The sequence below is a fragment of the Streptomyces beigongshangae genome (assembly GCF_019710745.1).
Classification (GTDB): domain Bacteria; phylum Actinomycetota; class Actinomycetes; order Streptomycetales; family Streptomycetaceae; genus Streptomyces; species Streptomyces beigongshangae.
In genome coordinates this window covers 25,637-51,284 of sequence record NZ_JAHKJW010000022.1, presented here as the reverse complement: position 1 = coordinate 51,284, position 25,648 = coordinate 25,637, and the positions used below count along the sequence as shown (strand labels likewise).

At 72.6% G+C, this 25,648-nt stretch carries 18 protein-coding genes and 1 pseudogene; 8 read left to right on the top strand and 11 right to left on the bottom strand.

Features of this window, described 5'->3' with window-relative positions:
* Positions 1-132: 132 nt before the first annotated feature.
* A pseudogene (locus KM933_RS18860) lies at positions 133-1,598 on the top strand (PA14 domain-containing protein).
* Positions 1,599-1,697: 99 nt separating this feature from the next.
* Here KM933_RS18860 and KM933_RS18855 read toward each other — a convergent pair.
* Both KM933_RS18855 and KM933_RS18850 read right to left on the bottom strand, forming a co-directional pair.
* Positions 1,698-2,072: a toxin Doc gene (locus tag KM933_RS18855; RefSeq protein ID WP_221353818.1), complete on the bottom strand. Its 375-nt coding sequence runs from the start codon at positions 2,070-2,072 to the stop codon at positions 1,698-1,700.
* Positions 2,069-2,308 carry a hypothetical protein gene (locus KM933_RS18850; RefSeq protein WP_221353686.1) on the bottom strand — a complete coding sequence of 80 codons (240 nt, stop codon included), beginning with the start codon at positions 2,306-2,308 and terminating at the stop codon, positions 2,069-2,071. Before KM933_RS18850 ends, KM933_RS18855 begins: the two co-directional genes overlap by 4 nt.
* A 265-nt stretch (positions 2,309-2,573) precedes the next feature.
* Between KM933_RS18850 and KM933_RS18845 the strand changes: the two genes are divergently transcribed.
* Positions 2,574-5,069: an excinuclease ABC subunit UvrA gene (locus KM933_RS18845; RefSeq protein ID WP_221353684.1), complete on the top strand. Its 2,496-nt coding sequence runs from the start codon at positions 2,574-2,576 to the stop codon at positions 5,067-5,069.
* Positions 5,070-5,200: 131 nt separating this feature from the next.
* On the opposite strand, the gene mraY is transcribed toward KM933_RS18845, so the two are convergent.
* The 7 genes from mraY to KM933_RS18810 all read right to left on the bottom strand — a co-directional run bounded on the left by mraY (position 5,201) and on the right by KM933_RS18810 (position 15,316).
* Positions 5,201-6,268, bottom strand: a complete 1,068-nt coding sequence (gene mraY / locus KM933_RS18840) for a phospho-N-acetylmuramoyl-pentapeptide-transferase (protein WP_221353682.1) — start codon at positions 6,266-6,268, stop codon at positions 5,201-5,203.
* 181 nt (positions 6,269-6,449) lie between these two features.
* Positions 6,450-8,885, bottom strand: a complete 2,436-nt coding sequence (locus KM933_RS18835; protein WP_308013452.1) for a penicillin acylase family protein — start codon at positions 8,883-8,885, stop codon at positions 6,450-6,452.
* Positions 8,886-9,095: 210 nt separating this feature from the next.
* Entirely contained in the window at positions 9,096-10,511 is a 1,416-nt protein-coding gene (locus KM933_RS18830; protein ID WP_221353677.1) for a cellulose binding domain-containing protein, read from the bottom strand.
* 84 nt (positions 10,512-10,595) lie between these two features.
* Positions 10,596-12,128, bottom strand: a complete 1,533-nt coding sequence (locus tag KM933_RS18825; RefSeq protein WP_308013451.1) for a beta-N-acetylhexosaminidase — start codon at positions 12,126-12,128, stop codon at positions 10,596-10,598.
* A gap of 67 nt (positions 12,129-12,195) precedes the next feature.
* Positions 12,196-13,035, bottom strand: coding sequence for a carbohydrate ABC transporter permease (locus KM933_RS18820; protein WP_221353673.1), 840 nt, complete (start codon positions 13,033-13,035; stop codon positions 12,196-12,198).
* Complete coding sequence (locus tag KM933_RS18815; RefSeq protein WP_221353671.1) at positions 13,032-14,030, bottom strand: carbohydrate ABC transporter permease; 999 nt, start codon at positions 14,028-14,030, stop codon at positions 13,032-13,034. The genes KM933_RS18820 and KM933_RS18815 overlap by 4 nt, the downstream gene beginning before the upstream one ends.
* Before the next feature lie 29 nt (positions 14,031-14,059).
* Positions 14,060-15,316 (bottom strand): extracellular solute-binding protein, encoded by a 1,257-nt coding sequence (locus KM933_RS18810; protein WP_221353669.1) that lies wholly within the window; start codon positions 15,314-15,316, stop codon positions 14,060-14,062.
* A 284-nt stretch (positions 15,317-15,600) separates the two neighbouring features.
* Here KM933_RS18810 and KM933_RS18805 point away from each other — a divergent pair, with 284 nt between their 5' ends.
* From KM933_RS18805 to KM933_RS18780, 6 genes are all read left to right on the top strand, one after another.
* On the top strand, positions 15,601-16,440 hold the full coding sequence (locus KM933_RS18805) for a GntR family transcriptional regulator (RefSeq protein WP_221353667.1): 840 nt from the start codon (positions 15,601-15,603) through the stop codon (positions 16,438-16,440).
* A 140-nt stretch (positions 16,441-16,580) separates the two neighbouring features.
* Positions 16,581-17,165, top strand: a complete 585-nt coding sequence (locus KM933_RS18800) for a TerD family protein (RefSeq protein WP_221353665.1) — start codon at positions 16,581-16,583, stop codon at positions 17,163-17,165.
* A gap of 170 nt (positions 17,166-17,335) precedes the next feature.
* Positions 17,336-18,577 (top strand): MFS transporter, encoded by a 1,242-nt coding sequence (locus tag KM933_RS18795; protein ID WP_221353663.1) that lies wholly within the window; start codon positions 17,336-17,338, stop codon positions 18,575-18,577.
* Positions 18,578-18,645: 68 nt separating this feature from the next.
* Positions 18,646-19,227, top strand: coding sequence for a sugar O-acetyltransferase (locus KM933_RS18790; RefSeq protein ID WP_221353661.1), 582 nt, complete (start codon positions 18,646-18,648; stop codon positions 19,225-19,227).
* An 11-nt stretch (positions 19,228-19,238) separates the two neighbouring features.
* Complete coding sequence (locus KM933_RS18785; RefSeq protein ID WP_221353659.1) at positions 19,239-19,787, top strand: TetR/AcrR family transcriptional regulator; 549 nt, start codon at positions 19,239-19,241, stop codon at positions 19,785-19,787.
* Positions 19,788-20,087: 300 nt separating this feature from the next.
* Positions 20,088-22,484 (top strand): ATP-binding cassette domain-containing protein, encoded by a 2,397-nt coding sequence (locus KM933_RS18780; RefSeq protein WP_221353657.1) that lies wholly within the window; start codon positions 20,088-20,090, stop codon positions 22,482-22,484.
* A 40-nt stretch (positions 22,485-22,524) separates the two neighbouring features.
* On the opposite strand, the gene secD is transcribed toward KM933_RS18780, so the two are convergent.
* On the bottom strand, positions 22,525-24,810 hold the full coding sequence (gene secD / locus KM933_RS18775) for a protein translocase subunit SecD (RefSeq protein ID WP_221353655.1): 2,286 nt from the start codon (positions 24,808-24,810) through the stop codon (positions 22,525-22,527).
* 64 nt (positions 24,811-24,874) lie between these two features.
* On the bottom strand, positions 24,875-25,375 hold the full coding sequence (locus tag KM933_RS18770; protein ID WP_221353652.1) for a hypothetical protein: 501 nt from the start codon (positions 25,373-25,375) through the stop codon (positions 24,875-24,877).
* Positions 25,376-25,648 lie beyond the last annotated feature (273 nt).

Genomic DNA, 25,648 nt, shown 5'->3' with positions numbered 1-25,648 from the left:
ACGGGCGGGCCGGGTCCGGCACAGCACTGGACAGCCGGCGCGAGCCCGTGCTCTCATGCCAACTGCCTTTGCTTCCAACGTTGTACAGACTGAAGCTCCGAGCCGCCACCCTTCCTCACCCCAGGAGGATTCGTGTGCATCAGACCCCTCAGAGACCGGCTCGCGCTGTTCGTCGCAGCGGCACTGGGCGCCGCGGGACTGGCCGCCGCGCCGGTCGCGACAGCCGTGGAGGACACCCCCGGAATCCATGGCCTCAAGGGCGAGTACTACACCCAGTCCGCCCCCGGCGCCTTCGACTTCCACGAACTCAAGGCCACCGCCTTCGACCCACAGGTCGACTTCGACGACCTGGAGTCCCGCCTGCGCTCCGCGACCGGCCGGTCGGACGACGTCAGCGTCCGCTGGACCGGCCGGATCGTGCCGGAGAGGACCGGCCCCACCACCTTCTCGGTCGTCGGGGACAACGGCTTCCGTCTCCGGGCGGACGGGAAGCTCGTCATCGACCACTGGGTCGACGACTGGGACCGCGAACAGAGTGCCGAACCGGTCGAGCTGACCGCGGGCAAGGCGTACGGCATCAGGATCGAGTACTTCGAGCACTACGGGGGCTCCGACCTCCATGTGCGCTGGACGCCGCCCGGCGGCACCAGGACCGCCGTACCGCAGTCAACGTTCCTGCTCCCCGCCGGCTACGACTACGACGGTGCCGTCGCCACCACGGTGCTCAAGGACGGCCGTACGCTCCGGCTCGACTTCGCCCAGGAGCTCAAGGCGCCCCCGGCCGGACCCACCGACCACCTGCGGACCGTGATGGGCGGAGCCGCCTGGCCGCTCGGGAGGGCACGGCTGGACCCGGCCGGCCCCGCCTCGCTGCTGGTCGCGCTCAAGGAGCCCGTGGTCGACAACAAGGACGGCACCGCGCGCGGCTCCGCCGATGTGCGCTACGACGGGGCAGGGGGCCTCTCCGGCAGGGACGGCGACGTCGTCAGGTCCTTCTGGAGCAGCGGCGCCAACAAGTCCACCCACCGGCTGGGCACCCGCTGGGGCGAGGACGTCACACCGGCCGGCGCCCACCGCGAGTACCCGAGGCCCCAGCTCACCCGCGACGAGTGGAAGAACGGTCCTCAACGGCGAGCCGGTCTTCATGATGGCCACCCTCGACCAGGGCTTCTGGCCCGACGGCCTGCACACCGCCCCGAGTGACGAGGCCCTCGCGCACGACCTCAGGATGCACAAGGCGATGGGCTTCAACTCGGTGCGCGAGCACATCAAGGTCGAACCCGACCGGTGGTTCCACCGGGCCGACAGGCTCGGCCTGCTGGTGTGGCAGGACATGCCGGCCATGACCGCGGGCGTGAACCCGTCCGCCACCGCCCGCGCCGCCTACGAGCGCGACCAAGCTGGACGAGGTGCGCGCGCTGGCCTGCCGGGGCGGCAACGGCGCGGTGTACACCCGGATCGCGGACGTCGAGGGCGAGCTGAACGGGCTGCTCACGTACGACCGCGCGGTCGTCAAGCCCGATGTGCGGCGGCTCGCGGCGGCCCACGAGTCCCTGATCGAGGACGTGTCCCGGCCGACGCCCGCGGGCTGCGTCTGACACCCGGGTGACATCCGGGCCGCCCGGCGGGACGCCTCCCCGCCGCCCGCCGGGCGGCCCCGGCCTGTCTGCCGTCCGCCGTGTCCGCGGCCCGGGCGGTCAGATGCGCCAGGCGCGGATCCGGTCGGCCGCCTGGTAGACGGTGGCCTTGCGGGCCTGGATGTCGCGCACCAGCTCGACCAGCGCCCCGTAGGGCGGATCGATGCCCTCGCCGGAGGTGTGCATGTAGGCGACGGCGACCTGACAGGCGTACAGGGAGTTACGGTACGGCAGGGGCTCCAGCCGGACGATCGTGTGGAGGAGGGCCGCCGCCCGCCAGGCCGCGTCCGGCGCGGCTATGCCGGGACGCGGGATACGGGTCTTGTGGCGGGCGACCGCCGCCACCAGGGCGGAGTAGTCCCCGACCGTCACGTCCTCGGGGACGGCCTGCTCCTGGATGTCGAGCAGCCATGCGATGTCGACGTGCAGCATCAGGCGGCTTCGGCTCCCTGTCGGCGGCCGGCCGGCGGGACCTCGTCCGGGAATGCCTCGTCGAACTCGTCGCGGTGCAGCTCTCCCCAGGAGATGGCGTAGCGCAGGAACTGCAGGCGCTGGCGCTCGCGCAGTGACAGGTCGTGCACGTACTGCTTGAGGGAGGTGCCCGCGGCGGCCGCGGCGGCTCGCAGCTCCTCCATCTCCTCGTCACTGTAGGTGATGTTCAAGGACGGCATGCGGGGATGGTACCTAGTAGGTACCGGGTGGGCAAGTCGCCTCCGCCCTTCCGGGGAGGAGGGCCGCGCCCCTGCTTGAGGGCTGTGCGGGTTTCGCTGCGCCCCGGGTGCCCGAACGGGGCGAAAGGGGCACGCTGGAGGTCCTGGAGGTCCTGGAGGTCCCGGAGGTCCCGGAGGTGTCGGGGCCTGTTTCCCGCGCCGCTCCCGGCCGCCGGACCGCCGTCGCGCTGAGCGGGCCGTGACGGGCAGACCGTGAGGAGGGATCGTGGACCATGCCGCGTCCGACCGGTTCGTGCATGTCAGAGGCGCCAGTGAGCACAATCTGAAGAACGTCGACGTGGACGTGCCCCGCGACGCCCTCGTCGCCTTCACCGGGATCTCCGGCTCGGGCAAGTCCTCGCTGGCCTTCGGCACGCTCTACGCCGAGGCCCAGCGCCGGTACTTCGAGTCCGTCGCGCCGTACGCCCGCCGGCTGCTCCAGCAGGTCGGCGCGCCGCACGTCCAGGAGATCTCCGGACTGCCGCCCGCCGTGGCCCTGCAGCAGCGCCACGGCGCCCCCGGCTCACGATCGACGGTCGGTACCCTCACCACCCTGTCCAACCTGCTGCGCATCCTGTACTCGCGTGCCGGTACCCACCCGCCCGGGGCGGCCCGGCTCGCCGCGGAGGCGTTCTCGCCCAACACCGCGGCCGGAGCCTGCCCGCGCTGCCACGGGCTGGGCGTCACCGTCGACGTGGCCGAGGACCTGCTCGTACCGGACCCCTCGCTCTCCGTCCGCGACGGCGCCATCGCGGCCTGGCCGGGGGCCTGGCAGGGCGCCAACCTGCGCAGTGTCGTCAGCGGCCTGGGCATCGACATCGACAGGCCGTGGCACAGGCTCCGCAAGAGGGACCGCGACTGGTTGCTCCACACGGACGAACAGCCGTCCGTCCTGATCGAGCCGGAGCCCGGCCGCGTCGACCACGGCTACCACGGGAAGTTCTGGAGTGCCCGCGCCCATGTGATGCACGTCCTCGCCGAATCGAGGAGCGAGCGGATGCGCGCCCGGGCGCTGCGCTTCGTCCGGAGCGTGTCCTGCCCGGTGTGCGGAGGCAGCGGCCTGCGCCCGGAGGCGCTCGCGGTGACCTTCGGCGGTCTTTCCCTCGCCGAGGTCAACGCGCTCCCCCTCACCGAGGTCGCCGCGTTCCTGCGGCCGGTCGCGGAGATGCCCGGGGCCGGAGCGGCCACCACGACGGACCGGGCGGGGGAGGCGGACGAGGCCGCGGTACGGATCTGCGCGGACCTGGTCGCCCGTATCGAGGTGCTGCTCGGCCTGGGACTCGGCTACCTCGGGCTGGGCCGCCGCTCGACGACCCTGTCGCCCGGCGAGGCGCAGCGGTTGCGCATCGCCACCCAGCTCCGCTCGGGCCTGTTCGGGGTCGTCTACGTCCTCGACGAACCCTCCGCCGGACTGCACCCCGCCGACGCGGAGCCCCTGCTGGACGTGCTGGACCGGCTCAAGGCGGCGGGCAACTCGCTCTTCGTCGTGGAGCACGACATGGAGGTCGTGCGGCGGGCGGACTGGGTGGTGGACATCGGCCCCGGGGCGGGGGAGGGCGGTGGCCGCGTCCTGTACAGCGGTCCGGTGTCCGGACTCGGCCGGGTCGGGGAGTCGGCCACCGGGCGCCGGCTGTCCGGGCGCGCCGGGCCGGTCGGGCACCGGCTCCGCGAGCCGCGGGGCTGGCTGCGCCTGAGCGGCGTCTCCCGCCACAACCTGCGGGACGTCTCGGTCGCCGTGCCGCTGCGGGTGCTGACCGTGGTGACCGGCGTGTCCGGCTCCGGGAAGTCGACACTGGTGACGCAGGTGCTCGCCGAGGCCGTACGCGGCCACCTCGGGCAGGAGGCGGACGGTACGGAGAACGCCGGTGCCGCCGGGGACGCCCCGGGGGCGGAGCCGGTGATCGACTTCCAGGACGTGTCGGGGTCCGGGTCCTTCGACCGCCTGGTACGGGTCGACCAGCGGCCGATCGGCCGGACACCCCGGTCCAACCTGGCCACCTACACGGGCATGTTCGACGCGGTCCGCAAGCTGTACGCGGCGACGGACGAGGCACGCTCCCGCGGGTACACGCCGGGGCGGTTCTCCTTCAACGTCGCGGAGGGACGGTGCGGAACATGCCAGGGTGAGGGGTTCGTCGAGGTCGAGCTGCTGTTCCTGCCCGGGACGTACGCCCCGTGCCCGGTCTGCCACGGGGCGCGGTACAACGCGGAGACGCTCGAAGTGACGTACCGCGGGAAGAGCGTCGCGGACGTGCTGGCCATGCCCGTGGACGAGGCCGCCGGGTTCCTCGCCGACGTCCCGGCCGCCGCCGGGAGCCTGCAGACGCTGCGGGAGGTGGGACTCGGCTACCTGGGACTGGGGCAGCCGGCGACGGAGCTCAGCGGCGGCGAGGCCCAGCGCATCAAGCTGGCCGCGGAGTTGCAGCGGGCCCGCCGCGGACACGCGCTCTACCTCCTCGACGAGCCGACGACCGGGCTCCATCCCGCCGATGTCGACCTGCTGCTGCGGCAGTTGCACCGGCTCGTCGACGCGGGCAGCACCGTCGTCCTGGTCGAGCACGACCTCGACACGATCGCCACCGCCGACTGGATCATCGACCTGGGGCCGGGCGGCGGGGACGCCGGCGGCCGGGTGATGGCCGAGGGTCCTCCCGCCGAGGTGGCGAGATCCCGGCGCAGCGCCACGGCGCCCTACCTGGCGCGCCACCTGGCGGGTTCCTGACGGGACCGGATGACGGGACCGGGCGGCGGGACCGGGTGACGGGGCCGGGCGGCAGGGCGGTGCGCCCTCGACGAGACAGCGCGTCCGCGACGGGGACGGCCGCGGAAGGGCCGTCCCCACCGCCCTCCCCGTCAGCCCGCCGCCCACCCCGCGTAGAACAGACCGACCCCGACGATCACGCAGATCCCCTGGATCGTCCAGAAGCGGACCACCACCAGGACCTCGGACCAGCCCTTGAGCTCGAAGTGGTGCTGCAGCGGGGCCATCTTGAAGACCCGCTTGCCGGTCAGCCTGAACGAGCCGACCTGGATGACCACGGACAGGGTGATCAGGACGAAGAGCCCGCCCAGCAGGACGAGCAGCAGCTGGGTGCGCGAGCAGATGGCCAGGCCCGCCAGCGCACCGCCGAGGGCGAGCGATCCGGTGTCACCCATGAAGATCTTGGCGGGCGAGGTGTTCCACCAGAGGAACCCGATGCAGGACCCCATCAGCGCGGAGGCGACGACGGCGAGGTCGAGCGGATCGCGTACCTCGATGCAGGAACCGGGGTCGGTGAGGTTCATCGCGTTGGCGCACGAGTTCTGGAACTGCCACAGGCCGATGAAGGTGTACCCGCCGAGCACCATGGCCGACGCGCCGGTCGCCAGGCCGTCCAGACCGTCCGTCAGGTTCACGCCGTTGGACATCGCCAGGATCATGAACAGGGCCCATACGACGAAGAGCACCGGCCCGATGGTCCAGCCGAAGTCGCTGAGGAAGGACAGTTTGAGGGAGGCCGGTGTCTGACCGCGGTCGTCCGCGAACCGGATGGCCAGGACGGCGAACAGACTGCCCACGACCAGCTGGCCGGCCATCTTCGCCCCGGCCCGCAGCCCCAGTGAACGCCGCTTGACGATCTTGATGTAGTCGTCGAGGAACCCGACCACCCCCATGCCCGCCATCAGGAACAGCACCAGCACACCGGGGAACGTCGGACCCTCACCGGTGATCACCTTGGTCAGGACGTACGCGGCGAGCGTGGCCAGGATGAAGGCGATGCCACCCATGGTGGGGGTACCGCGCTTGCCGTGGTGGCCGCGGGGGCCGTCGTCGCGGATGAACTGACCGTAGCCCTTGCGGGCCAGCAGCTTGATCAGCAGTGGTGTCCCGCCGAGTGTCAGGAACAGGCCTATGGCCCCGGCAAACAGGATCTGGTTCATCGGACGGCGGTTTTCCCCTCGGCTGCGTTCCCGTGCGGGACCGCCTCCCGACCGGGCGGCCGTCCCGACCCACACCCTATGCACAAGCGCGATCACCGTGCTCCGGTGGGTAGTTGACGCCGTACCAGGTGGGGGACGGGGCGACCCGCCGCGTCGAGCCCAGGGGGCGGCCCCCGGGGTGTCAGTCGCGCAGGACCGTCACCTCCAGGTCCGGGTCGCCCGCGATCTCCGCCGCGGTGAAGCGTTCGGTGACCCACCGCCCGCGGGAGAAGAGACGGGTCTGGTCCGTGCGGTGGGGCGAGGACGGGTCGGTCGACTGACCGTACGTGAGGAGTGTGCTGGCGCGCGGCCCCCCGGGAGTCAGCTCGACGGCCATCAGGAAACTGCTGCCGAACGCCCCCGCGGCCGGTGTGCCGGTGCCCGAGTCCGGGCCCGCCTCCAGGACGTTGAAACAGCCCTTCTCACCACCGCAGCCGGGCAGCGGGACACCGGCCCACTTCTGTACGGCACCGAGCTCGGTGTCGACCGGGAGGTCCTCGGCGTCGAAGTGCTGCACGGCGTCGGCCAGGGCCCGCCGGACGCGCACGTCGTCGCCGTCGACACCGCGTGGTGTGGTGAGGGGGTGCGCCGGGTCGTAGGGGACGCGGTGCCAGGTGTCCGGCGGCCCGGCTTCGAGGAGAGTGCCGAGGAAGGCGTTCCAGAGCGCGGCGCCCCGGCTGCCGGTGCCGGCGCGGGTGTCCCAGCGGGCGAGGGTCGCGCAGGCATCCCGTACGTCGACCTCCTCGCCGTCCGTGGCCGTCGGGCGCGGGTGGGCACGGCACATGCCGACCACGTCGTCGCGGCCCGTCTCGGCCGACAGGACGCGGTTGCCGGACATCGAGGCGCGCAGGGTGCGCAGGGTGAAGCCCGGGCCGCCGAGCCCGTCCGTACCCGCCAGGCGTTCCGCGATCATGCGGAGGCCGAGCTGGGCACGCTGGTCGAGGCGCGGTTCGGCGTCGTAGGTGCCCGGGACATCGGTGAGGGGGGCTTCGGGGTTGGTGTACCGGGGCCCGTTGTTGGAGTTGGCGACGTAGTCCGTGCGGGTCAGCTCCGGCCGGTCCGACGGGCCGTGGACGCCCGGCACGAGCGCGTCGGGGGCACTGCTCCAGGCGCAGGCCGACGTCGAACCGTCCAGCGCGGACGGTCCCTCCTTGCCGCCCGGGCGGACACAGCGCGCGAGCTGCTCGTCGGTCAGGCGCGGGACCAGGGAGGAGTCGGTGAAGTACGTGGTGCCACCGGTGTCGGCCGCCAGGGTGTACGTCCAGGGGATGCCCTGGTACGTGTCCTGGGCGGCACGTACCTGAGCGAGGTTCTCGGCCTTGCCCATGGCCAGCCACGTGTTCATGGAACGCAGGTTGTCGGCGTTGGCGTCCCGTACGGCGTAGGCGGTCCCCGCGCTCCAGCCGAAGGACAGGACGGGTCCGAAGCGTGAGGAGTACAGGGTCCGCTCGACGGTCGACAGGCCGCCGTCGCCGTCGCGCACGGTGACCGGGACCGTGCGGCGTTCCATCCGCTCGGTCCTGCCGTCGACCACATAGCCGGTCGGGTCACCGGGCACGAGCTTCAGCGCGTAGAACGTGGCGTGCTGCGCGTCGCTCGCGGTGTGCGTCCAGGCGACGTCCCGGTTGTGGCCGATCAGGACCAGGGGGGTGCCGTACAGGCCGGCGCCGGCCACGTCCAGGGTGCCGGGGATCGTCAGGTGCACCTGGTAGAAGTGGAAGGTGCCGCCGGTCCAGGGGAGGTGCGGGTTGGCGAGGACCATCGTGTTGCCGCTGCGGGTGGCGTCCCGCCCGAGCGCCCAGCCGTTGCTCGCGGGAGCGGCCGCGGCGGGACCCTGCCCGCCCCGGGAGCCGCGGGAGCCCTGGACGACGGCCGCCACGGCCGCCGAGGCGGGGCTTCCGGCGGTCGTGGTCGCTGTCGCCGTGCCGCTGCCGTCCGCCGCCGGGGGCTTCGCGTCGCCGATCGCCGGCACCAGGGGCAGCGTTCCGCTCGCCGCGTTCAGGTCGTACACGAGGCCCCACAGGTCGAGCGGGGTGATCGGCCGTACCCATGCCCCGCCCTTGCAGCGCGGGTCCGGCAGCCGGTCGGCGCCCGTCTCCCGCAGATGGCGGTTGTACCCGGCCGCGTACCCCTCGACCATGCGGCGCAGTTCCGCCGTCGGCCCGAGCGGCGCCTTGCGGGCGAGCAGCCGCCGGACGGTGCCCTCATGCAGCCGCCCCCGGTAGTAGGTGTCGCTCGCCAGGTTGGAGCCCTCGCCGTCCTCCCCGTCGGCACCGAAGAACCGGGACCTCTCGCCCCGCACCGTGACGACCTGGTCGGCGAGCTCGCACACGTTGTCCTGCGCGAACGCGTAGCCGTAGCCGTAGCCGAGCCCGTCGAAGTCCTGCGCCCTGATGTGCGGGACGCCGTACCCGGTCCGGCTGATGTGGGCCGCGCGCCCGCCCCCGGCCACCCGTTCGCCCCCGGCCACCCGCTCGCCGTCGGCTCCGGCCGCGGCGGAGGGGGCGGCGGGCTGCAGGGCCACGGTGGCCGAGGCGAGGCAGAGAGAGACCACGACCGCGGTCAACCGGCCCTTCACGGAGCGTCTTCGGCGTAACGCCGGAATTCTGGATCCACTCATGCCCCCACTCTTGAGGGGCACCCGGCGGTCGTCATCGGACCCGTGGTGGAAATCCGGGCGGCACGTAGTCCCCGGGACGTACCTCCGAGGTCCACGGGCCACCGGTCCGCCGCGCCCCGTCCGCGGCACCCGGGGGCGCCGCGGACGGGGTTCACCGCACGGAGCCGGTCAGCTGCCCGGGACGGTGTCCTGGAACGTGGTGCCCGCGCTGCGGAACGCGTTGAGCCTGGTGGTGACCTGTGCCGGGGTCAGCACCTGGTCCTTGACGTGCAGGACGTAGTCGACCTGCTGGTCGTACGCCCGCGGGGTGGTGCTGGTCTGGCCCGCGAGGTCGATCATCCACTGGTTGAAGTTGATCGACATCGGCCGCTCCGGGAGGTACGCGGCGCCGTGCGTGCCGAAGAGCTGCCCGTCGACGTAGTACTTGATGCTGCTGTCGTCGATGGTCAGCACCAGGTCGTGCCAGCCGCTGTAGCTCTGGCGGACCTCGCTGTGCTGGTTGACCGCCACCCACGGGTCGGCCTGGTAGGTCTCCCAGGACGTCGTGTAGAGGATGTTGGCCGGCTCGCCCCAGCCGCCGTTGGGCAGGTACTCGAAGTCGTACTCGGCGTAGTCGTCCGCCATCGGCGCCTTGAGGTCGTTGATGGTGAAGAACGTCTGGACGAGGCGGTCGCCGTCCGGGCCGTACTTGGGCGCGTCGCTGAACCTGACCCGGGCGGCGTAGGTGCCGTTCTTGAACTTCGTCGCCCTGGTGAGGATCTCGGTCTGCTCGGTGCTCGCCGCGGTGCCGGCGGTGGAGGTCTCCAGGGTCATGAGGGAGTTGCCGCCCGTGGTGGCGAAGGTGACGTTCTCGGGCGCCCAGGTGGCGCCGGGCACGCCGGGGCCGCCGGGGTTGGAGCGCACGCTCCAGCCGTTCGCCGGGATCCTCGGGTCGGTGTGACCGCTGTAGTTGAAGTCGTCGAACAGCGTGGCGGCGTCGGCCGGCGGGTCGGTGGGCGGGTCCGTCGGCCCGTTGCCCCCGGGGGCCTGACCCCACAGGGTGGCGCCGGACAGGTGCGCCGTGACCTTGGACCAGTCGCCGTAGGACGTCTGGGAGCCGCCGAAGGAGTAGTCGTCGCCCTGGTTCAGCGACGCCCAGTTCGACTGGTGGAAGCGCAGCTGGAGGTCGCCGGTGTCGGCGCCCGGGGCGAGCGAGCCGGCGCCGGGGGTGAAGCCGATCTCCAGGTAGCGGTCGGCCGTGGCGGTGGGGTTGGCCGGTGTGCCGAAGGTGCCCGTGACGTTGGCGCAGCCCTTGACGGCCCAGGAGCAGGCGAAGCGGTAGTCCGCGCCCGCCGAGTCGGCCTTGAAGTAGTAGCGCACCTTGACGCCGCTGAGCTGCACGCTCGCCGTGCCGGTGTTCTTCACCCTGAACCAGGGCTCGGCCTGGTCGGCGCGGGCTCCGGTGGCGCTCGTACGGTACTGGACGCTCAGTCCGTCGGCGGCGGCGCTCGCGGTGACGGGGAGTGCCGTGAGCGCGGCGGCGCCCATGGCCAGCGCGACGGCGGTGCGGGCGGTGGCGCGCAGCCGGTTCCTGGTGAGTCTCATGGTGTTCCTTCCAGAAAGGTGGGGTGGTTCCCGGAATCGGACGGGTGGGGGGAGAAAGAGAGGAGGGAGCAGGGGAGGAGGGGGTCAGGGGCGGCGGGGGACGCCGAGCGCGTCGAGCCGGACCGTGTGCCCGTCGAGCCGGGTCCGGAAGTCGGCCCAGTCGCCCGCGCCGCTCCAGCCGCGGTCGGCGAGGGCGCAGAGCCGCGGATAGGTGAGGTACTCGATGTGGGCGGGCGTGGTGACGAACTCGGTCCACAGCTGGGCCTGGGTGCCCAGCACCCGCCCGGCCGCCTCGTCGTCCGCCCCCTCGGGCACGGGGTCGTGGGCGTGGACGGCGCGCAGACCGACGACGGCCCCGGGCTGGGCGGGCGGCTCGTGCGGGGCTTCGCTCCGGGCGTAGTCGAGGTAGGTGGCCCGGTGGTGGGCGTTGACCACGGGGTGCCCGCGGCGGGCCGCCGTCAGGGTGTGGGCCGGATCGCGCCACGTCATCACCGTGAAGTCGCGGGGCAGTTCGGTCCCGGTCTCGGCCCAGCCGACCGGTCGCCGGCCGTGCCGCACGAGGTGCTCGCCGATCCTCCCCAGGAACCAGCCGTGCAGCGCCCCGGGGTCCGGCAGGCCCTCCGCCGCCGCCCGCTCCCGGGCGAGGGCGCTGTGCGTCCACTCGGTGGTGGGGCACTCCTCGCCGCCGATGTGGACGTACGGCGAGGGGAAGACGTCCATGACCTCGTCGAGGACGGTGCGGCAGAAGTCGAGCGCCTCGTCGTGGACGCCGAGCACGGTGTCGCACACGCCCCAGCGTGTCCAGACGTCGAGGGTGCGCTCCGGGTGGTTGCCCAGGTGCGGGTAGGCGGCGAGGGCGGCGCGTACGTGCCCGGGCATCTCGATCTCCGGCACGACGGTGACACCGCGGGCGGCGGCGTACTCGACCAGCCCGGTCAGTTCGGCCCGCGTGTACGCCCCGCCGTGCGGGACGCCGTCGTACGCGCCGCTGCCGTCCGGGCCCTTCTGGGACTCGGCGCGCCGGCCGCCGACCTCGGTGAGCCGGGGGAGGGCGGCCACCGGCATGCGCCAGCCCTGGTCGTCCGTTAGGTGCAGGTGGAACACGCTGATCTTGTGCAGGGCGAGCAGGTCTACGTACCGGCGCAGGTAGGAGACGGGCTGGAAGTGGCGGGCCACGTCCAGCATCGCGCCGCGCCAGGGGTGCCGGGGCACGTCGGTGATGTCGGCGCACGGCAGCGACCATCGGGTGCCGCGCCGGGGAGCCGCCGACAGGGCGTGCGGCGGCAGGAGCTGGCGGACCGTCTGGACGCCGCGCAGGAGGCCGGTGGGGTGCGCGGCGCGCAGCAGCACGCCGTGCGGGTCGACGGTGAGCGCGTACCCCTCCTCGCCCAGGCTGCCGGATCCGGTGTCGAGCGCGAGGGCGAACCGCCCGTCCGGGGACGGTGGCAGGGGCAGCCCGGTGGCGGGCGCCAGCAGGGTGCGCAGCAGGTCCGCGGCCGGTCCGGCGCCTTCGCCGATACGCAGTGCGGTGCCGGCGTCGAGCGTGAAGTGCCCCGGCCGGAACACGGCCTCGGCGGGACGGGGGACGAGGGTCGGTACGGATGCCTGTGCGGGCACGGATCGCCTCCGGAACTGCGGTCGCGGGGGAAGTGCACGGGGGAGGTGCGGACGGTGCGCGAAGGGTTCAGCCCTTGACCGCGCCGGCGGCGAAGCCCGCGCTGACATGGCGCTGGAGCAGCAGGAACACCACGAGCGCCGGGGCGGCGAAGAGGGCGGAGGCGGCCATGGTGGCGCCCCAGTCGGTGCCGAAGACGTTCTGGAAGGAGGACAGCCACACGGGCAGCGTGCGGCTGTCCTGCTGTTTGATGATGAGGAAGTTGGCGTAGGCGAACTCGTTCCAGGCGGTGATGTAGCCGAACAGCGAGGTGGCCATGAGCCCCGGCGCCAGCAGCGGGAACGCGATGTGCCGGAACGCGCCGAGCCGGGTGCAGCCGTCGACCTGGGCGGACTCCTCCAGCTCCGGGGGGATCGTGCCGATGAAGCCGCGCAGGACGATGACGGTGAAGGGCAGCGTCATCATGAAGTAGACGAGGGTCAGGGTCGGCAGCCGGTCGAGCATGCCGGTGTCCCGGGAGATGATGTAGACCGGGATGATCAGTGATTCCCAGGGCGCCATCTGGGCGATGAAGACCATCAGCATGAACTGCCGGCGGCCCCTCCACCGCATCCGGGCCACCGCGTAGGCGGCGCCGAGCGCGATGAGCAGGGAGAGCAGGACGGCGCCCAGGGTGACGAGGACGCTGTTGCGCCAGAACAGGCCGAAGCCGTCGGCGCCCACGGCGGTGCGGAAGTGGTCGAGCGTCCAGGCGCGCGGGAACAGGCCGGGATCGGCGGACTGGATGTCGCGGTTCGGTGTGAACGCGGTGGCGACCATCCAGTAGACCGGGAACAGGCACAGCACGACCGTGACGGCGGCGGCGGCGTTCAGCGGCAGGCGGCGGATGCGGGGCCGTACGGTGCTCATGCGCGCTCGTCCTCCTGGCGGAACATCTGGCGGAAGTAGAGGACGAGCACGCCCGACATCAGGACGACGGTGACCATGGAGGCCGCCGACCCGAGGTCGTAGCGCTGGCTCGACAGGGCGGTCTGCACCGCGTACACGGGCAGGATCGTGGTCGCGTCACCGGGCCCGCCGTTGGTCATCACCCAGATCTGGACGAACGCCTTGAACGTCCAGATCACTTCGAGGGAGAACACCAGCAGGAACATCGGCCGCACGACCGGGAAGGTGACGGACCGGAAGATCCGCGGCCCCGAGGCCCCGTCGAGCCGCGCCGACTCGTACAGCTCGACCGGGACGGTGGTGAGGGCCGAGTAGAGGGTGATCGCCGCGAACGGCACGGACTGCCACACGACGAGGGCGATCAGGATGGCGAAGGCGGCCGGTCCGTGCGCGAACCAGGCGTAGCGCTCGAACGACGTGAACCCCAGGTCGGTCAGGACCGCGTTGACGATGCCGAACTCCGAGTGGAACAGCCACCGGAAGACCGTGGTCGCCGCGATCACGGGCATCGCCCAGGTCAGTACGAGTGCGCTGAGGACCGCGGTCCGGCCGAACCGGCCCAGGCGCTCGATCATCAGCGCGACCAGGGTGGACAGCACCATGATCAGGACGACGTCGACCGCCATGAAGAGGAAGGTGCGGCGCACCACCTCCCAGAAGCGGCTGTCGCCCAGCAGCGTCCGGTAGTTGTCGAACCCGACGAACCGCGCGTCGCCCAGGACGAGCTGGCGCAGGCCGAAGTCCTGCAGTGAGATCACCACGGCCCGGCCCAGGGGGTAGACCAGCAGGTAGAGCGTGCCGAGGACGGCGGGCGCGATCAGGACGTACGGCCAGATCCCGTGGCCGCGGTCCTGCGGCGCGGGCCGCGGTCCCGGGCCGGCCGGGCGCCGGGTCCGCCGGATCCGCCGGGTGTTCGGTACGGGCTGGGACACGGTCTGCTCTCGGACGGCCGTCACGGCACTCCTCCTGGCGGTGTGCGGACGGTTCAGGAACCGGAGTTCATCGCCGTGGTGATGGCCTCGGACGCCGCCGCGGCCTCCTTGCGCACATCGCCTCCGGTGAGTACGGCGGTCAGGTAGTCCTTGATCGGGTTCTTGGCCTCGACGGCGGCCCAGCCCGGGGTGTTGGGCGTCGCGTGCCCTTCCGCGGCGCCGGCCGCCATGGCCGAGGCGCCCGGGTCCGAGGCGACCGCGCCGGCCAGGGTGGTCTTGTTCGGCACGTAGCTCATGGCGACGGCCAGCTTCTTCTGCCAGGCGTCGCCGGTGAGTTCCTTGACGAAGGTGTAGGCCGCGTCCTGTTCGGCGGAGGCCGTGGGGATGACGAGGTCGGAGCCGCCGGTGAAGACCGCGCCGGGTGCGTCGGCGGTCTTGCCGGGGATCGGGAAGAAGCCGAGCTTGCCCTTCAACGCGGGGTTGTTCCCGACGACCGTGGTGGCGCCGCCCGGCGCCGAGACGATCTGCGCGACCTTTCCCCTGGCCATGACGTCCGCCTGCGGGGGGTTGGCCTCGTCGGAGTCCTTCGGGCCCCGGCCGAGGGCCTGGAGCTTCCGGTAGAACTCCATGCCGCGGATGGCCTCGGGGGTGTCCAGGGCGCCCTTCCACCTCCCCCCGGACTCGACGGCGAGGTCGCCGCCCTCGTCCCAGACGAAGCCCGCGAGGGTGTACCAGTTCTGGCCGGGCAGGTAGATGCCCTGCGTGCCGTCGGTGTCGAGCTTCCTCGTCGCGGCGATCCACTGGTCGCGGGTCCTGATGCCGGCCGCGTCCACGCCGGCCTTCTCGAAGAGGTCGGTGCGGTAGACGACGACGCGGTTCGCCGCGTAGAAAGGGATGCCGTACTGCTTGCCCTCGTAGGCGCCCGGCTCGGCGAGTCCCTCGAGCCAGTCCTCGCCCCCGAGTTCGCCGACCTTGTCGCTGAGGTCGAGCAGGCCCCCGCTCTGCGCGTACTGGGCGACCTGGGTGTTGCCGGTCTCGATGACGTCCGGTGCGTCGCTGCCGGCGAGGGCCGCGGTCACCTTCTCGCCGATGCCGTCCCACTCCTGGATCTGCACCTTGACGTCGATGTCGGGGTGCGCGGCCTCGAACCCCTCGACGAAGTCCTTCCGGAAGCGGTCCGAGACGCTGTCGCGCATCAGCCAGACGTCGATCGTGGTGTTCCCGTCGGAGGCGCCGGAAGAACCGCCGCAGGCACTCAGCCCAGCGGTCATGACGAGCGCGGACACACCGGCAAACAAGCGGAACTTCACGGTTCACCTCTGGAGGACATGAGCCAACCACCTGACCAGTGAAGTCCACTGGACAGCTCACCTCTCGATGCGGGGATGAAACTGGCATAGACCAATCAGGGGCGTCAACCCCCCTTGCAGCACCGTTTTTTGGCGTCCAATCCGGTCGGGACCCGGACGATCACCGCGGGACAGCGGTTACACTTCGCGCGACCAGGAACGCGCCCGGGGGCGGCCACTGGTCAACTGGTAAAGGGGATGTCGTGTACGAGGGGGCGCACCATGCGCGTACGAGGGGGCACAGGGTGAAGGGCGACGCGCCGGGGGCGGTGCTCAAGCGGGAGCGGGTGCGCGACTTCATCCTCGATCTCGTCGAGTCGCGGCGTCCGGGGGACGCGATCCCCTCCGAACGCTCCCTGTGCGCCCGCCTGGAGGTGTCCCGCCCGACCCTGCGGGCGGCGGTCGACGAACTCGTCGCCGCGGGCCTCCTGGTGCGGGAGCACGGCCGCGGCATGTTCGTGGCGCCCGAGAAGATCACCCAGGAGCTCGTCTCCGGACGGCAGGCCATGACGGCGCCCCGGGCCTCCGGAACCTGGTCGAGCCGCCTGCTGGAGTTCACCACCTTCCCGGCCGGCGCGCGCGTGGGCCGCAAGCTGCGCATGTCGCCCGCCGCCGAGATCGTGTACGTGGCGCGGCTGCGCCTGGTCGACGGCGTCCCGATGGCCATCGAGCACCTGCACATCAGGGCCGACCTGGTCCCGGCCCTGTCCGCGCGGGAGCTGGAGGCCGGCGATCTGTACGAGCACCTGCGCGAACAGCACGGCGTGCACGTCCAGGAGGCCGTGCAGGCGATCGAGCCGACCGTCGTCACCCGCGCGGAGGCCGACCTCCTCGACGTCCCCGAGCTGTCCCCGGCGCTGCTCTTCGAGCGGCTCACCTCGGACACCGGGGGGCGGCCCGTCGAGTACGTCCACTCGGTCTACCGGGGCGACCGCTACCGCATCGTCTCCCGGCTCACCCTCGACCCCTCGGCCACCGCCCCGCCGGCCGGTCCCGGGCACCACCCCGGCATCCCCCCGGGCGACTTCGCCCACCGCGAGACCATCGCGTCCTCCACGCGGGGGGACATCCAGGCGGCGCCGTGAGCGCTCCCGCGTCGGCAGATGGGACGAGTGTGCCCGGAGTGAGGCGGGGTTCTGGTGATTCGTACGGGTCCCGGGCTGTGTGGTGGGGCATGGGCCAGGCACACTGCATACAGGCAATTCCACGATCAAGAGGAAAAAGCATGATCACGCTTACGAAGGAAGACGGCCCGGCGGATCTCGACGGAGTGACCCACCTGTCGATCGGGGTGTCCTGGGACCCGACCGTCGGTGCCAGCGGGGGACTGATCGGCAAGCTGCGCCAGAAGACGGGCACGGACCTCGACCTGATCGCCATCGCGATGCAGGGTGCCGACCCGGTGCGCCTGGCGGGCCTGGACTCGCTGGACCCGCTGGGCAACGGCTCGCTGGTGCACAGCGGCGACAACCAGACCGGCAAGGGCGCCGGTGACGACGAGACGGTGACCGTCGAGTTCGCCCGCGTCCCGCAGAACATCACCTCGATCGTCTTCGTCGCCGCGGCCTACAAGAAGGGCAGCTCCTTCCAGAAGGCGCGCAACATCAGCTTCAAGGTGTACGACGCGAGCGGCGGCTCCACGCAGCAGGTCGCGGACGTCTGGCCGAGCCTGCTCAGCAACGACAACGGCTGTGCCGTGGCCAAGGCGATCCGGGTCGGCGGCGTCTGGAAGCTCCAGGTGATCAATGAGACCGGCAAGGTCAAGCAGGGCGACGAGCAGGCCCTGATGCGCTTCGCCGCGAGCAAGTAGGGCACGCGGCGGGGAGCCGGGACGGGCCGGGCGGTGCCGACACGTGTCAGCGCCGTCCGCTTCCCGTTCCGGAAGCGCGGCACCCGCGCGTCCCGCGCGGGTCCCGGTGTGCGGAGGACGCCGGTGACCAGGAGTGTACGTTCGTACGCTCTATCTGTAGGGTCGGGCGCATGAGTGTCGATGTACTGCGCCGACCCGCGCCCGCCGAGCGGCGGGCCCGTGCGGCCGTGGCCGTGCTGTTCTTCACCAACGGGGCCCTGTTCGCGAACCTCCTGCCCAGGTATCCGCAGATCAAGGCGGACCTCGGCATCGGCAACGCGGCCTACGGCCTGGCCGTCGCGGCCTTCCCGGCGGGCGCCATCGCGGCCGGTCTCGCGGCGGGCGTGGCCATCCGCCGGCTCGGTTCGGCGCGGGCGGCGGTGGCCGGCACCCTGCTGACCGGCGGGGGGATCCTGGTCGCGGGCCTCGCCGACTCGGTGCTGCTCTTCGCGGCGGCCCTGTTCGTGGCCGGGGCGATGGACGCGATCACCGATGTCGCGCAGAACGCCCACGGACTGCGCGTGCAGCGCCGCTACGGGCGCTCGATCATCAACTCCTTCCACGCCGTCTGGTCCATCGGCGCCGTCGTCGGCGGGTCCATGGCCGCCGCGGCCATAGCGCTCGGCCTCTCCCGGGGGCAGCACCTGGCGATCTCGGGGATCGTCTTCGCGGTCGCGGCCTGCGTCGCCCTGCGGTTCTGCCTGACCGGCCCCGAGGTCGAGCCGACGGCGGAGAGCGACTCCGCGCGGACCGGGCCGGGTGCGGAGCCCGGGTCCGACCGCGACGGCGCGGGGCGGAACGGACTCCCGGCGGCGGGCCGGCGCACCGCGTACGTGCTGGCCGCGCTCGTGCTCATCGCCACGGCCGGCACGCTCGTCGAGGACGCGGGCAGTTCCTGGGCCGCCCTCTACCTCTCCGACGTGCTGTCCGCGTCGGTGACCCTCGCCGCCTCCGGCTACATCGCCCTGGTGGGCGCCCAGTTCGTCGGCCGCACCATCGGTGACCGGCTCGTCGACCGGTTCGGCCAGCGCACGGTGGCCAGAGCCGGCGGTCTCGTCGTCGTGGCCGGAATGGGCCTGGCGCTGGCCGTGCCCACGGTGCCCGGGACGATCCTCGGCTTCGCCGCCGCCGGGTTCGGGGTGGCGACGCTGGTCCCCGCGGCGATGCACGAGGCCGACGAACTGCCCGGTCTCAAGCCCGGTTCGGGGCTGGCCATCGTCTCCTGGCTGATGCGCCTGGGCTTCCTGCTCTCCCCGCCGGTCGTCGGACTGGTCGCGGACGCGGCGAGCCTGCGGGCCGGCCTCCTGGTCGTCCCCCTCGCCGGACTGCTCGTGCTCCTGCTGGCCGGGGTGCTGCAACCCAAGCGCCGGTAGGCGAAAGGCCCTTGGCGGACATCCCGCTCCACCGGCCGCGGACCGACGTCGAGTGTACGATCGTACGCATGCCGACCGACCACTTCGCGCAGGATCCCCGTACGAACCTCGAACGCATGGCGGCGGGCGACCTCTACATCGCCGACGACCCCGAGATCGCCCGCCGGCAGCAGCACGCCGTGCGCCTGGCCGCCCGCTACCAGGCCGCCTACGCGCAGGACGCGGAAGCGGCCCGGCCGCTCCTCGCCGAACTGCTGGGCGCCCTGGGCGAGGAGGCACAGGTGCGGCCGCCGCTGTACGTCGACTACGGCAGCAACATCACGATCGGCGCGCGCACCTTCGTCAACTACAACCTGACCGCGCTGGACGTGGCCCCGATCGTCATCGGCGAGGACTGCCAGATCGGGCCGAACGTCCAGCTGCTCACCCCCACGCACCCCCTGGAACCCGGGCCCCGGCGCGACAAACTGGAGGCCGCCCGCCCGATCACCGTCGGCGACAACGTGTGGCTCGGGGGAGGCGCCGTCATCCTGCCCGGTGTGACCGTCGGGGACGACTCCGTCATCGGCGCGGGTGCGGTGGTGACGAAGGACGTGCCCGCCGGTGTCGTGGCCGTCGGCAACCCCGCCCGTCCGGTCCGCACCCTCTGAGGGCGCACGCCATGGCCACCGGACACACCGACCCGCAGCGCCGCGAACGCATCCTCGCCGCGACCCTCGACCTCATCGCCGAGGAGGGGACCGCCCAGGTGTCCCACCGGAAGATCGCCGCGCGTGCCGGCGTTCCGCTGGGATCGATGACCTACCACTTCGACGGCATCGACCAGCTGCTCCGCGAGGCGTTCACCCGCTTCGCCGACCACATCGTCGCCGTGTTCGACGCCCACCTCGCCGCCCCGGCCGACCGCGACCAGGCCCGTGAGGCGGTGACGGACCTGGTGCACACCCTGTCCGAGGGGAGCCCGCGCGACCTCGTCCTCACCCAGGAGCTCTACACCCTCGCCGCGCGCCGGCCCGCCTACCGGGAACTCACCCACGAGTGGATGGCCCGCAGCCGCGTCCACCTGGAGAAGCACTTCGACCCGGACACCGCCCGCCAGCTCGACGCCCTGATCGAAGGGCTGACCCTCCACCGGGCCCTGGACAACGAACCCCACGACCGCGCCCTGACCCGCGAGGCCGTCAGGCGCATCACCACGACGAGCGGGTAGCCGAGCCCGCACGGGGACCGATCGGGGACCGGTCAGGAATCGAGAAGCGCACGGCCCCGTGGCCCCCCTAGCGTGGTCGCCATGGACGCCACCCCTCACGCGAGCCGCCTCCCGCACGACGATCCCGGCGCGGCGGACCCGACAGGCGTGACAGACCCGACAGGCGCAACAGAGCCGACGCGCACAGCAGTTCGCACAAAAGAGGCATCAGCACCGGACGGACCGCCCGGAACTGGTTGGATCGGGCCGGAGATGCCGACGGGGGCGCGACGGCAACCCCGCGCGACGGATGGAGACTCGATGAGCATGACCCCGGGGACGGACGCACGGCCGTCCGCGCCGCACGCCGCCGACAGCCACGATCTGATCCGCGTGCACGGGGCGCGCGAGAACAACCTCAAGGACGTGAGCATCGAGATCCCGAAACGGCGGCTGACGGTGTTCACCGGTGTCTCCGGCTCGGGCAAGAGCTCACTGGTGTTCAACACGATCGCCGCGGAGTCCCAGCGGATGATCAACGAGACCTACAGCGCCTTCGTGCAGGGCTTCATGCCGACGCAGGCGCGGCCCGACGTCGACGTGCTCGACGGGCTGACGACCGCGATCATCGTCGACCAGCAGCGCCTGGGTGCCGACCCCCGCTCCACGGTCGGCACCGTCACGGACGCCAACGCGATGCTGCGCATCCTCTTCAGCCGGCTCGCGCAGCCGCACGTCGGCCCGCCCGGCGCGTACTCCTTCAACGTGGCCTCGGTGTCGGCGAGCGGCGGGTTCAGGGTCGAGCGCGGTGCCGAGAGGACCAGGACCGAGAAGGTGGCCTTCAGCCGCACCGGCGGTATGTGCACGCGCTGCGAGGGGCGGGGCACGGTCTCCGACATCGACCTCACCCAGCTCTACGACGACACCAAGTCGATCGCCGAGGGCGCGTTCACGATCCCCGGCTGGAAGTCGGACAACGTCTGGACCGTGGGCATCTACGCCGAGTCCGGCCACTTCGACCCCCACAAGCCGATCCGCGACTTCACCGAGCAGGAACTGCGGGACTTCCTCCACGGCGAGCCGGTCAAGGTGAAGGTCAACGGCGTCAACCTCACCTACGAAGGACTGATCCCCAAGATCCAGAAGTCGTTCCTGTCCAAGGACAAGGAGGCGCTGCAGCCGCACATCCGGGCCTTCGTGGAGCGGGCGGTCACCTTCACCGCCTGCCCGGAGTGCGACGGCACCCGGCTCAGCGCCGCGGTCCGCGAGTCGCGGATCGGGAAGCTCAGCATCGCCGACGCCTGCGCGACGGAGATCCGGGATCTCGCCGCCTGGGTGCGCGGACTCGACGAACCGTCGGTGGCGCCGCTGCTCACCGCGTTGCGGGAGACCCTCGACTCCTTCGTGGAGATAGGTCTCGGCTACCTCTCGCTGGAGCGGCCCTCGGGCACCCTGTCGGGCGGTGAGGCACAGCGCGTCAAGATGATCCGCCACCTCGGTTCCTCGCTCACCGACGTCACCTACGTCTTCGACGAGCCCACCGTCGGTCTGCACCCGCACGACATCCAGCGCATGAACGACCTGCTGCTCCGCCTGCGGGACAAGGGCAACACGGTGCTCGTCGTCGAGCACAAGCCGGAGGCCGTCGCGATCGCCGACCACGTCGTCGACCTCGGTCCCGGCGCCGGCACGGCGGGCGGCACCGTCTGCTTCGAGGGCACGGTCGAGGGGCTGCGGGCCAGCGGTACGCTCACCGGCCGCCACCTGGACGACCGGGCCGCCGTGAAGGAGACGGTGCGCAGCTCCACCGGCGCGCTGGAGATCCGCGGCGCGAACACCCACAACCTGCGGGACGTCGACGTCGACGTCCCGCTCGGCGTGCTCTGCGTGGTCACCGGGGTCGCCGGCTCGGGCAAGAGCTCGCTGCTGCACGGCTCGCTCCGGCGCGAGGAGGGGGTGGTCTCCATCGACCAGGGAGCGATCCGGGGCTCGCGCCGCAGCAACCCGGCGACGTACACCGGCCTGCTCGACCCGATCCGCAAGGCCTTCGCGAAGGCCAACGGCGTCAAGCCGGCGCTGTTCAGCGCCAACTCCGAGGGGGCCTGCCCGAACTGCAACGGCGCCGGGGTCGTCTACACCGACCTGGGGATGATGGCCGGTACCTCCACCACCTGTGAGGAGTGCGAGGGGAAGCGGTACGACGCGTCGGTCCTCGGACACCACCTCGGGGGCCGCGACATCAGCGAGGTGCTCGCGATGCCGGTGGCCGAGGCGCGGGAGTTCTTCGGCGAGGGCGACGCGCGGACGCCGGCCGCCCACCGGATCCTGACCCGGCTCGCCGACGTCGGGCTCGGCTACCTCACCCTCGGCCAGCCCCTCACCACACTGTCCGGCGGAGAACGGCAGCGCCTCAAGCTGGCCACCCACATGGCGGAGCAGGGCGGTGTCTACCTCCTCGACGAGCCGACCACCGGCCTCCACCTCGCCGACGTCGAGCAGCTGCTCGGTCTGCTCGACCGGCTGGTCGACTCGGGCAAGTCGGTCGTCGTCATCGAGCACCACCAGGCGGTCATGGCGCACGCAGACTGGATCATCGACCTCGGTCCGGGCGCCGGCCACGACGGCGGCCGGATCGTCTTCGAGGGCACACCGGCCGACCTGGTCGCCGCACGGTCCACCGTCACGGGGGAGCATCTGGCGGCCTACGTCGGCGCGTGAGCGACGGTGCCGGGGGCCGGGCGGCCCCCGGCACCCGGCTCTAGACCACGGCTCCCTTCCGCCCCGCCGTCCGCCGCGCCGCGGGCGGCGGGGCGCTGCGGGCGTGCAGCTCGACGGCCAGGGGCGCGGCGGTGAACACCGAGGAGCAGGTGCCGACGACGATGCCGACGAGCAGGGCGAGGGCGAAGTCGGCCAGGGAGTCGCCGCCGAGGAGGGCGAGGGCGCTGAGGATGAACACGGCTCCCATGCCGGTGTTGACGGTGCGGGGCAGGGTCTGCAGGACCGCCGCGTCGGTGAGATCCGCGAAAGGGGTCTTCCGGTCGCCGGCGGACAGTTCCCTGATCCGGTCGAAGACCACCACGGAGTCGTTGACGGAGTAGCCGATCACGGTCAGCAGCGCCGCGAGGAAGACCCCGTCGACCGGCTTGCCGAGCCAGGCGAAGACCCCGACGAGGATCAGGGTGTCGTGGGCCATCGCCACGACCGCGGACACGCCGAAGGTCCAGCGGAAGCGCACCGCGAGGTACAGCAGCTGCGCGGCCAGCGCCGTGGCGAGGGCGATGAGGGCCCCCCGGCGCAGTTCGTCGCCGAGGCTGGGGCCGATGAACTCGTCACGGACCTTCTCGGCACGGCCCGTGAGGTCGCCGACCGCCCTGTCCACCTCCGCCGCCTCGGCGTCGGACAGCCGGCCGGTGCGTACGGTGAGGCCGCTGTCGCCGGAGGTCTGGACGACCGCCCGGGGCATGCCCGCGTCGGCCAGGGTGTCCCGGGCCCGGTCGGCGTCGACCGGGGCGGAGGTGGAGTACTCCATGAGCCGTCCGCCGGTGAACTCGACGCCGAGGTCCAGCCCCCGGACCGCGATCCCGGAGGTGGCCAGGACGAGGCCGGCGGCGGACACCGCCAGCCAGGTGCGCCCGCGCCGCATCAGGCCGGGGTCGCGGCGGCCGAGCCAGTCGCGGACCCTGCCGGTGTCCGCGATGCCGGTGAGCCGCGGGCGGCGCCGCACGGCCCGCCGGGCGACCGCGTGCTCGGCGAGGACACGGGTGACGACCAGGGCGCTCACCATGGAGGCGAGGACGCCGATGCCCAGGGTGACGCCGAAGCCGCGGACGGGTCCGGAGGCGAGGAGGAAGAGCAGGCCCGCGGCGATCAGGGTGGTGATGTTGGAGTCGGCGATGGCACTGAAGGCGTTGCGGAAGCCGGCGGCGAGGGCCGGGCGCAGGCCCTTCCGGCGCGCCGCGTACTCCTCGCGGGCCCGTTCGAAGACGAGCACGTTGGCGTCGACGGCCATGCCGACGGCCAGGACGAGGCCCGCCAGCCCGGGGAGGGTGAGGGTGGCGCCGAGCGCGGCCAGGGCCGCGTAGGAGATGACTCCGTGACAGACCAGGGCCACGGTGGCCAAGGCGCCGAGCAGCCGGTAGACGCCGATGATGAACAGGGAGGTCAGCACGGTGCCGATGACGGCGGCCCGGGCGCTTGCCTCGACGGCCGCGGCGCCCAGGGTCGCCCCGACGGTGCGCTGTTCCACGGTCTCGACCGGCACCGGCAGGGCTCCGCCGTTGATGAGCAGGCCCAGTTCGCGTGCTTCCTCCCGGCTGAAGGAGCCGGTGATCCGGGTGGCGCCGCCGGTGATGCCCGTACGGCAGGCGACGGACGGGTCGACCGCGGGGGAGGAGACGACCTGGTCGTCCAGGACGATGGCGACACGGCGGGCCGGATCACCGGCCGGACGGCACGCGGCCTCACCGGTCAGCCGGGCCCAGGCGTCGCCGGCCCCCTCGAACTCGACGCCGACGTACCAGCCGGCACCGCTCTGCCGGTCGACGCGTGCCTCGGCACCGTCGACGTCCGCGCCGGTGAGCGCCGGCGGGCCCAGGCGCACGGGGCGCCCGGATTCGTCGGGCAGGACGCGTCCGCCCGGCCGGGCCGCGGCCTCACCGGTGTCGGCGGTGTCGGAGGTGTCAGATGTGTCGGCGGTGCCGAGGACGGGGTGGAAGGTGAGCTGGGCGGTGCGGCCGAGGACGTCCGCCGCTTCGCGCGGGTCCTGGACGCCGGGCAGTTCGACGATGATCCGGTGGTCCCCGGAACGGGTGATGCCGGGCTCGGTGACGCCGAGCGCGTCGATGCGGTGGCGCAGCACCTCCACCGTGCGCCCGGTGGCCTCGGGACCGGCCTCGATGGTGGGGGAGTCGCGGGTCTCCAGGACGATCCGGGTACCGCCGCGCAGGTCGAGCCCGAGGCGGACCGGCACGGTCAGGGTGATGTAGAGGGACAGGGCGAGTACGGACAGGGCGAAGAACGCCCGCACGCGGACGGCGCGTGTCAAGGATGCCTCCAGCAGGCATGCCGCGCCCGCGGACCGGGGCGCGGCAGGGATGGACCGGTTGACGTCAGCTACCGGTCGGAGGCGGCGGGCCGCGCCCGCTGTGGTGCGCGCAGTGCTGGGGAGGGGTGAAGGCGCCGGGTGCGGCGGGCAGCGGCGGCCCGGGCTCCGGCAGCGGAAGGAGGAGGCCGGGCGGGACGCACACGCCGCCCGGGGGCGGGACGTGCCACTCGGCGGGAGCGGCCCGCCCCGCGCGGGGCGGCCGGCCGCAGGGGGCGGTGCAGGTGTCGTCGGCGCTGCGGGTACTGCCGGTGGCGGTGGGCGCGGTGGGCGCGGTGGCTGTGTGAGCGGCCGGGGAGCCGTACGCGGCCGGGGCGGGGCCCTGGTGCGCGGCGACGGCGACCGGCGCCGGTGCGCCGGGGAGGGCCCCGGCGGGACCGCCCTGCAGACCGAGCACGCCGAGGACGGTGAACAGCGTCGCCAGCAGCATGCGGGTGACGGGCCCCCGGTCGGCGGGGGCCCGGTTCCGGGCGGGGGAGACCGGGACCGCACGGGCCGGCTGTGCCATGTGCTGCTCCCCCCTTGCCCGCACTCGACCGCGTTCCTCGGTGCACTGGTCACCGGTCGGTGTGCCGGTCCGTGAGGACAACGCACGGGCGCCGCCGAAGGTTCACCGGAACCGGTCCGCGCCCGTCCCGCCGACGGCCGGCGCACGGGCCGACACGCCGGGTGCCGGGTGCGCCTCTTGTGGCGGAAGAGGTGAACGATCACGATGCAGGGGCAACCGGCTCCATGAGCGGGGCCGCACGCACAGCTCGGCCGGCTGCTCCGGCAGGCACTT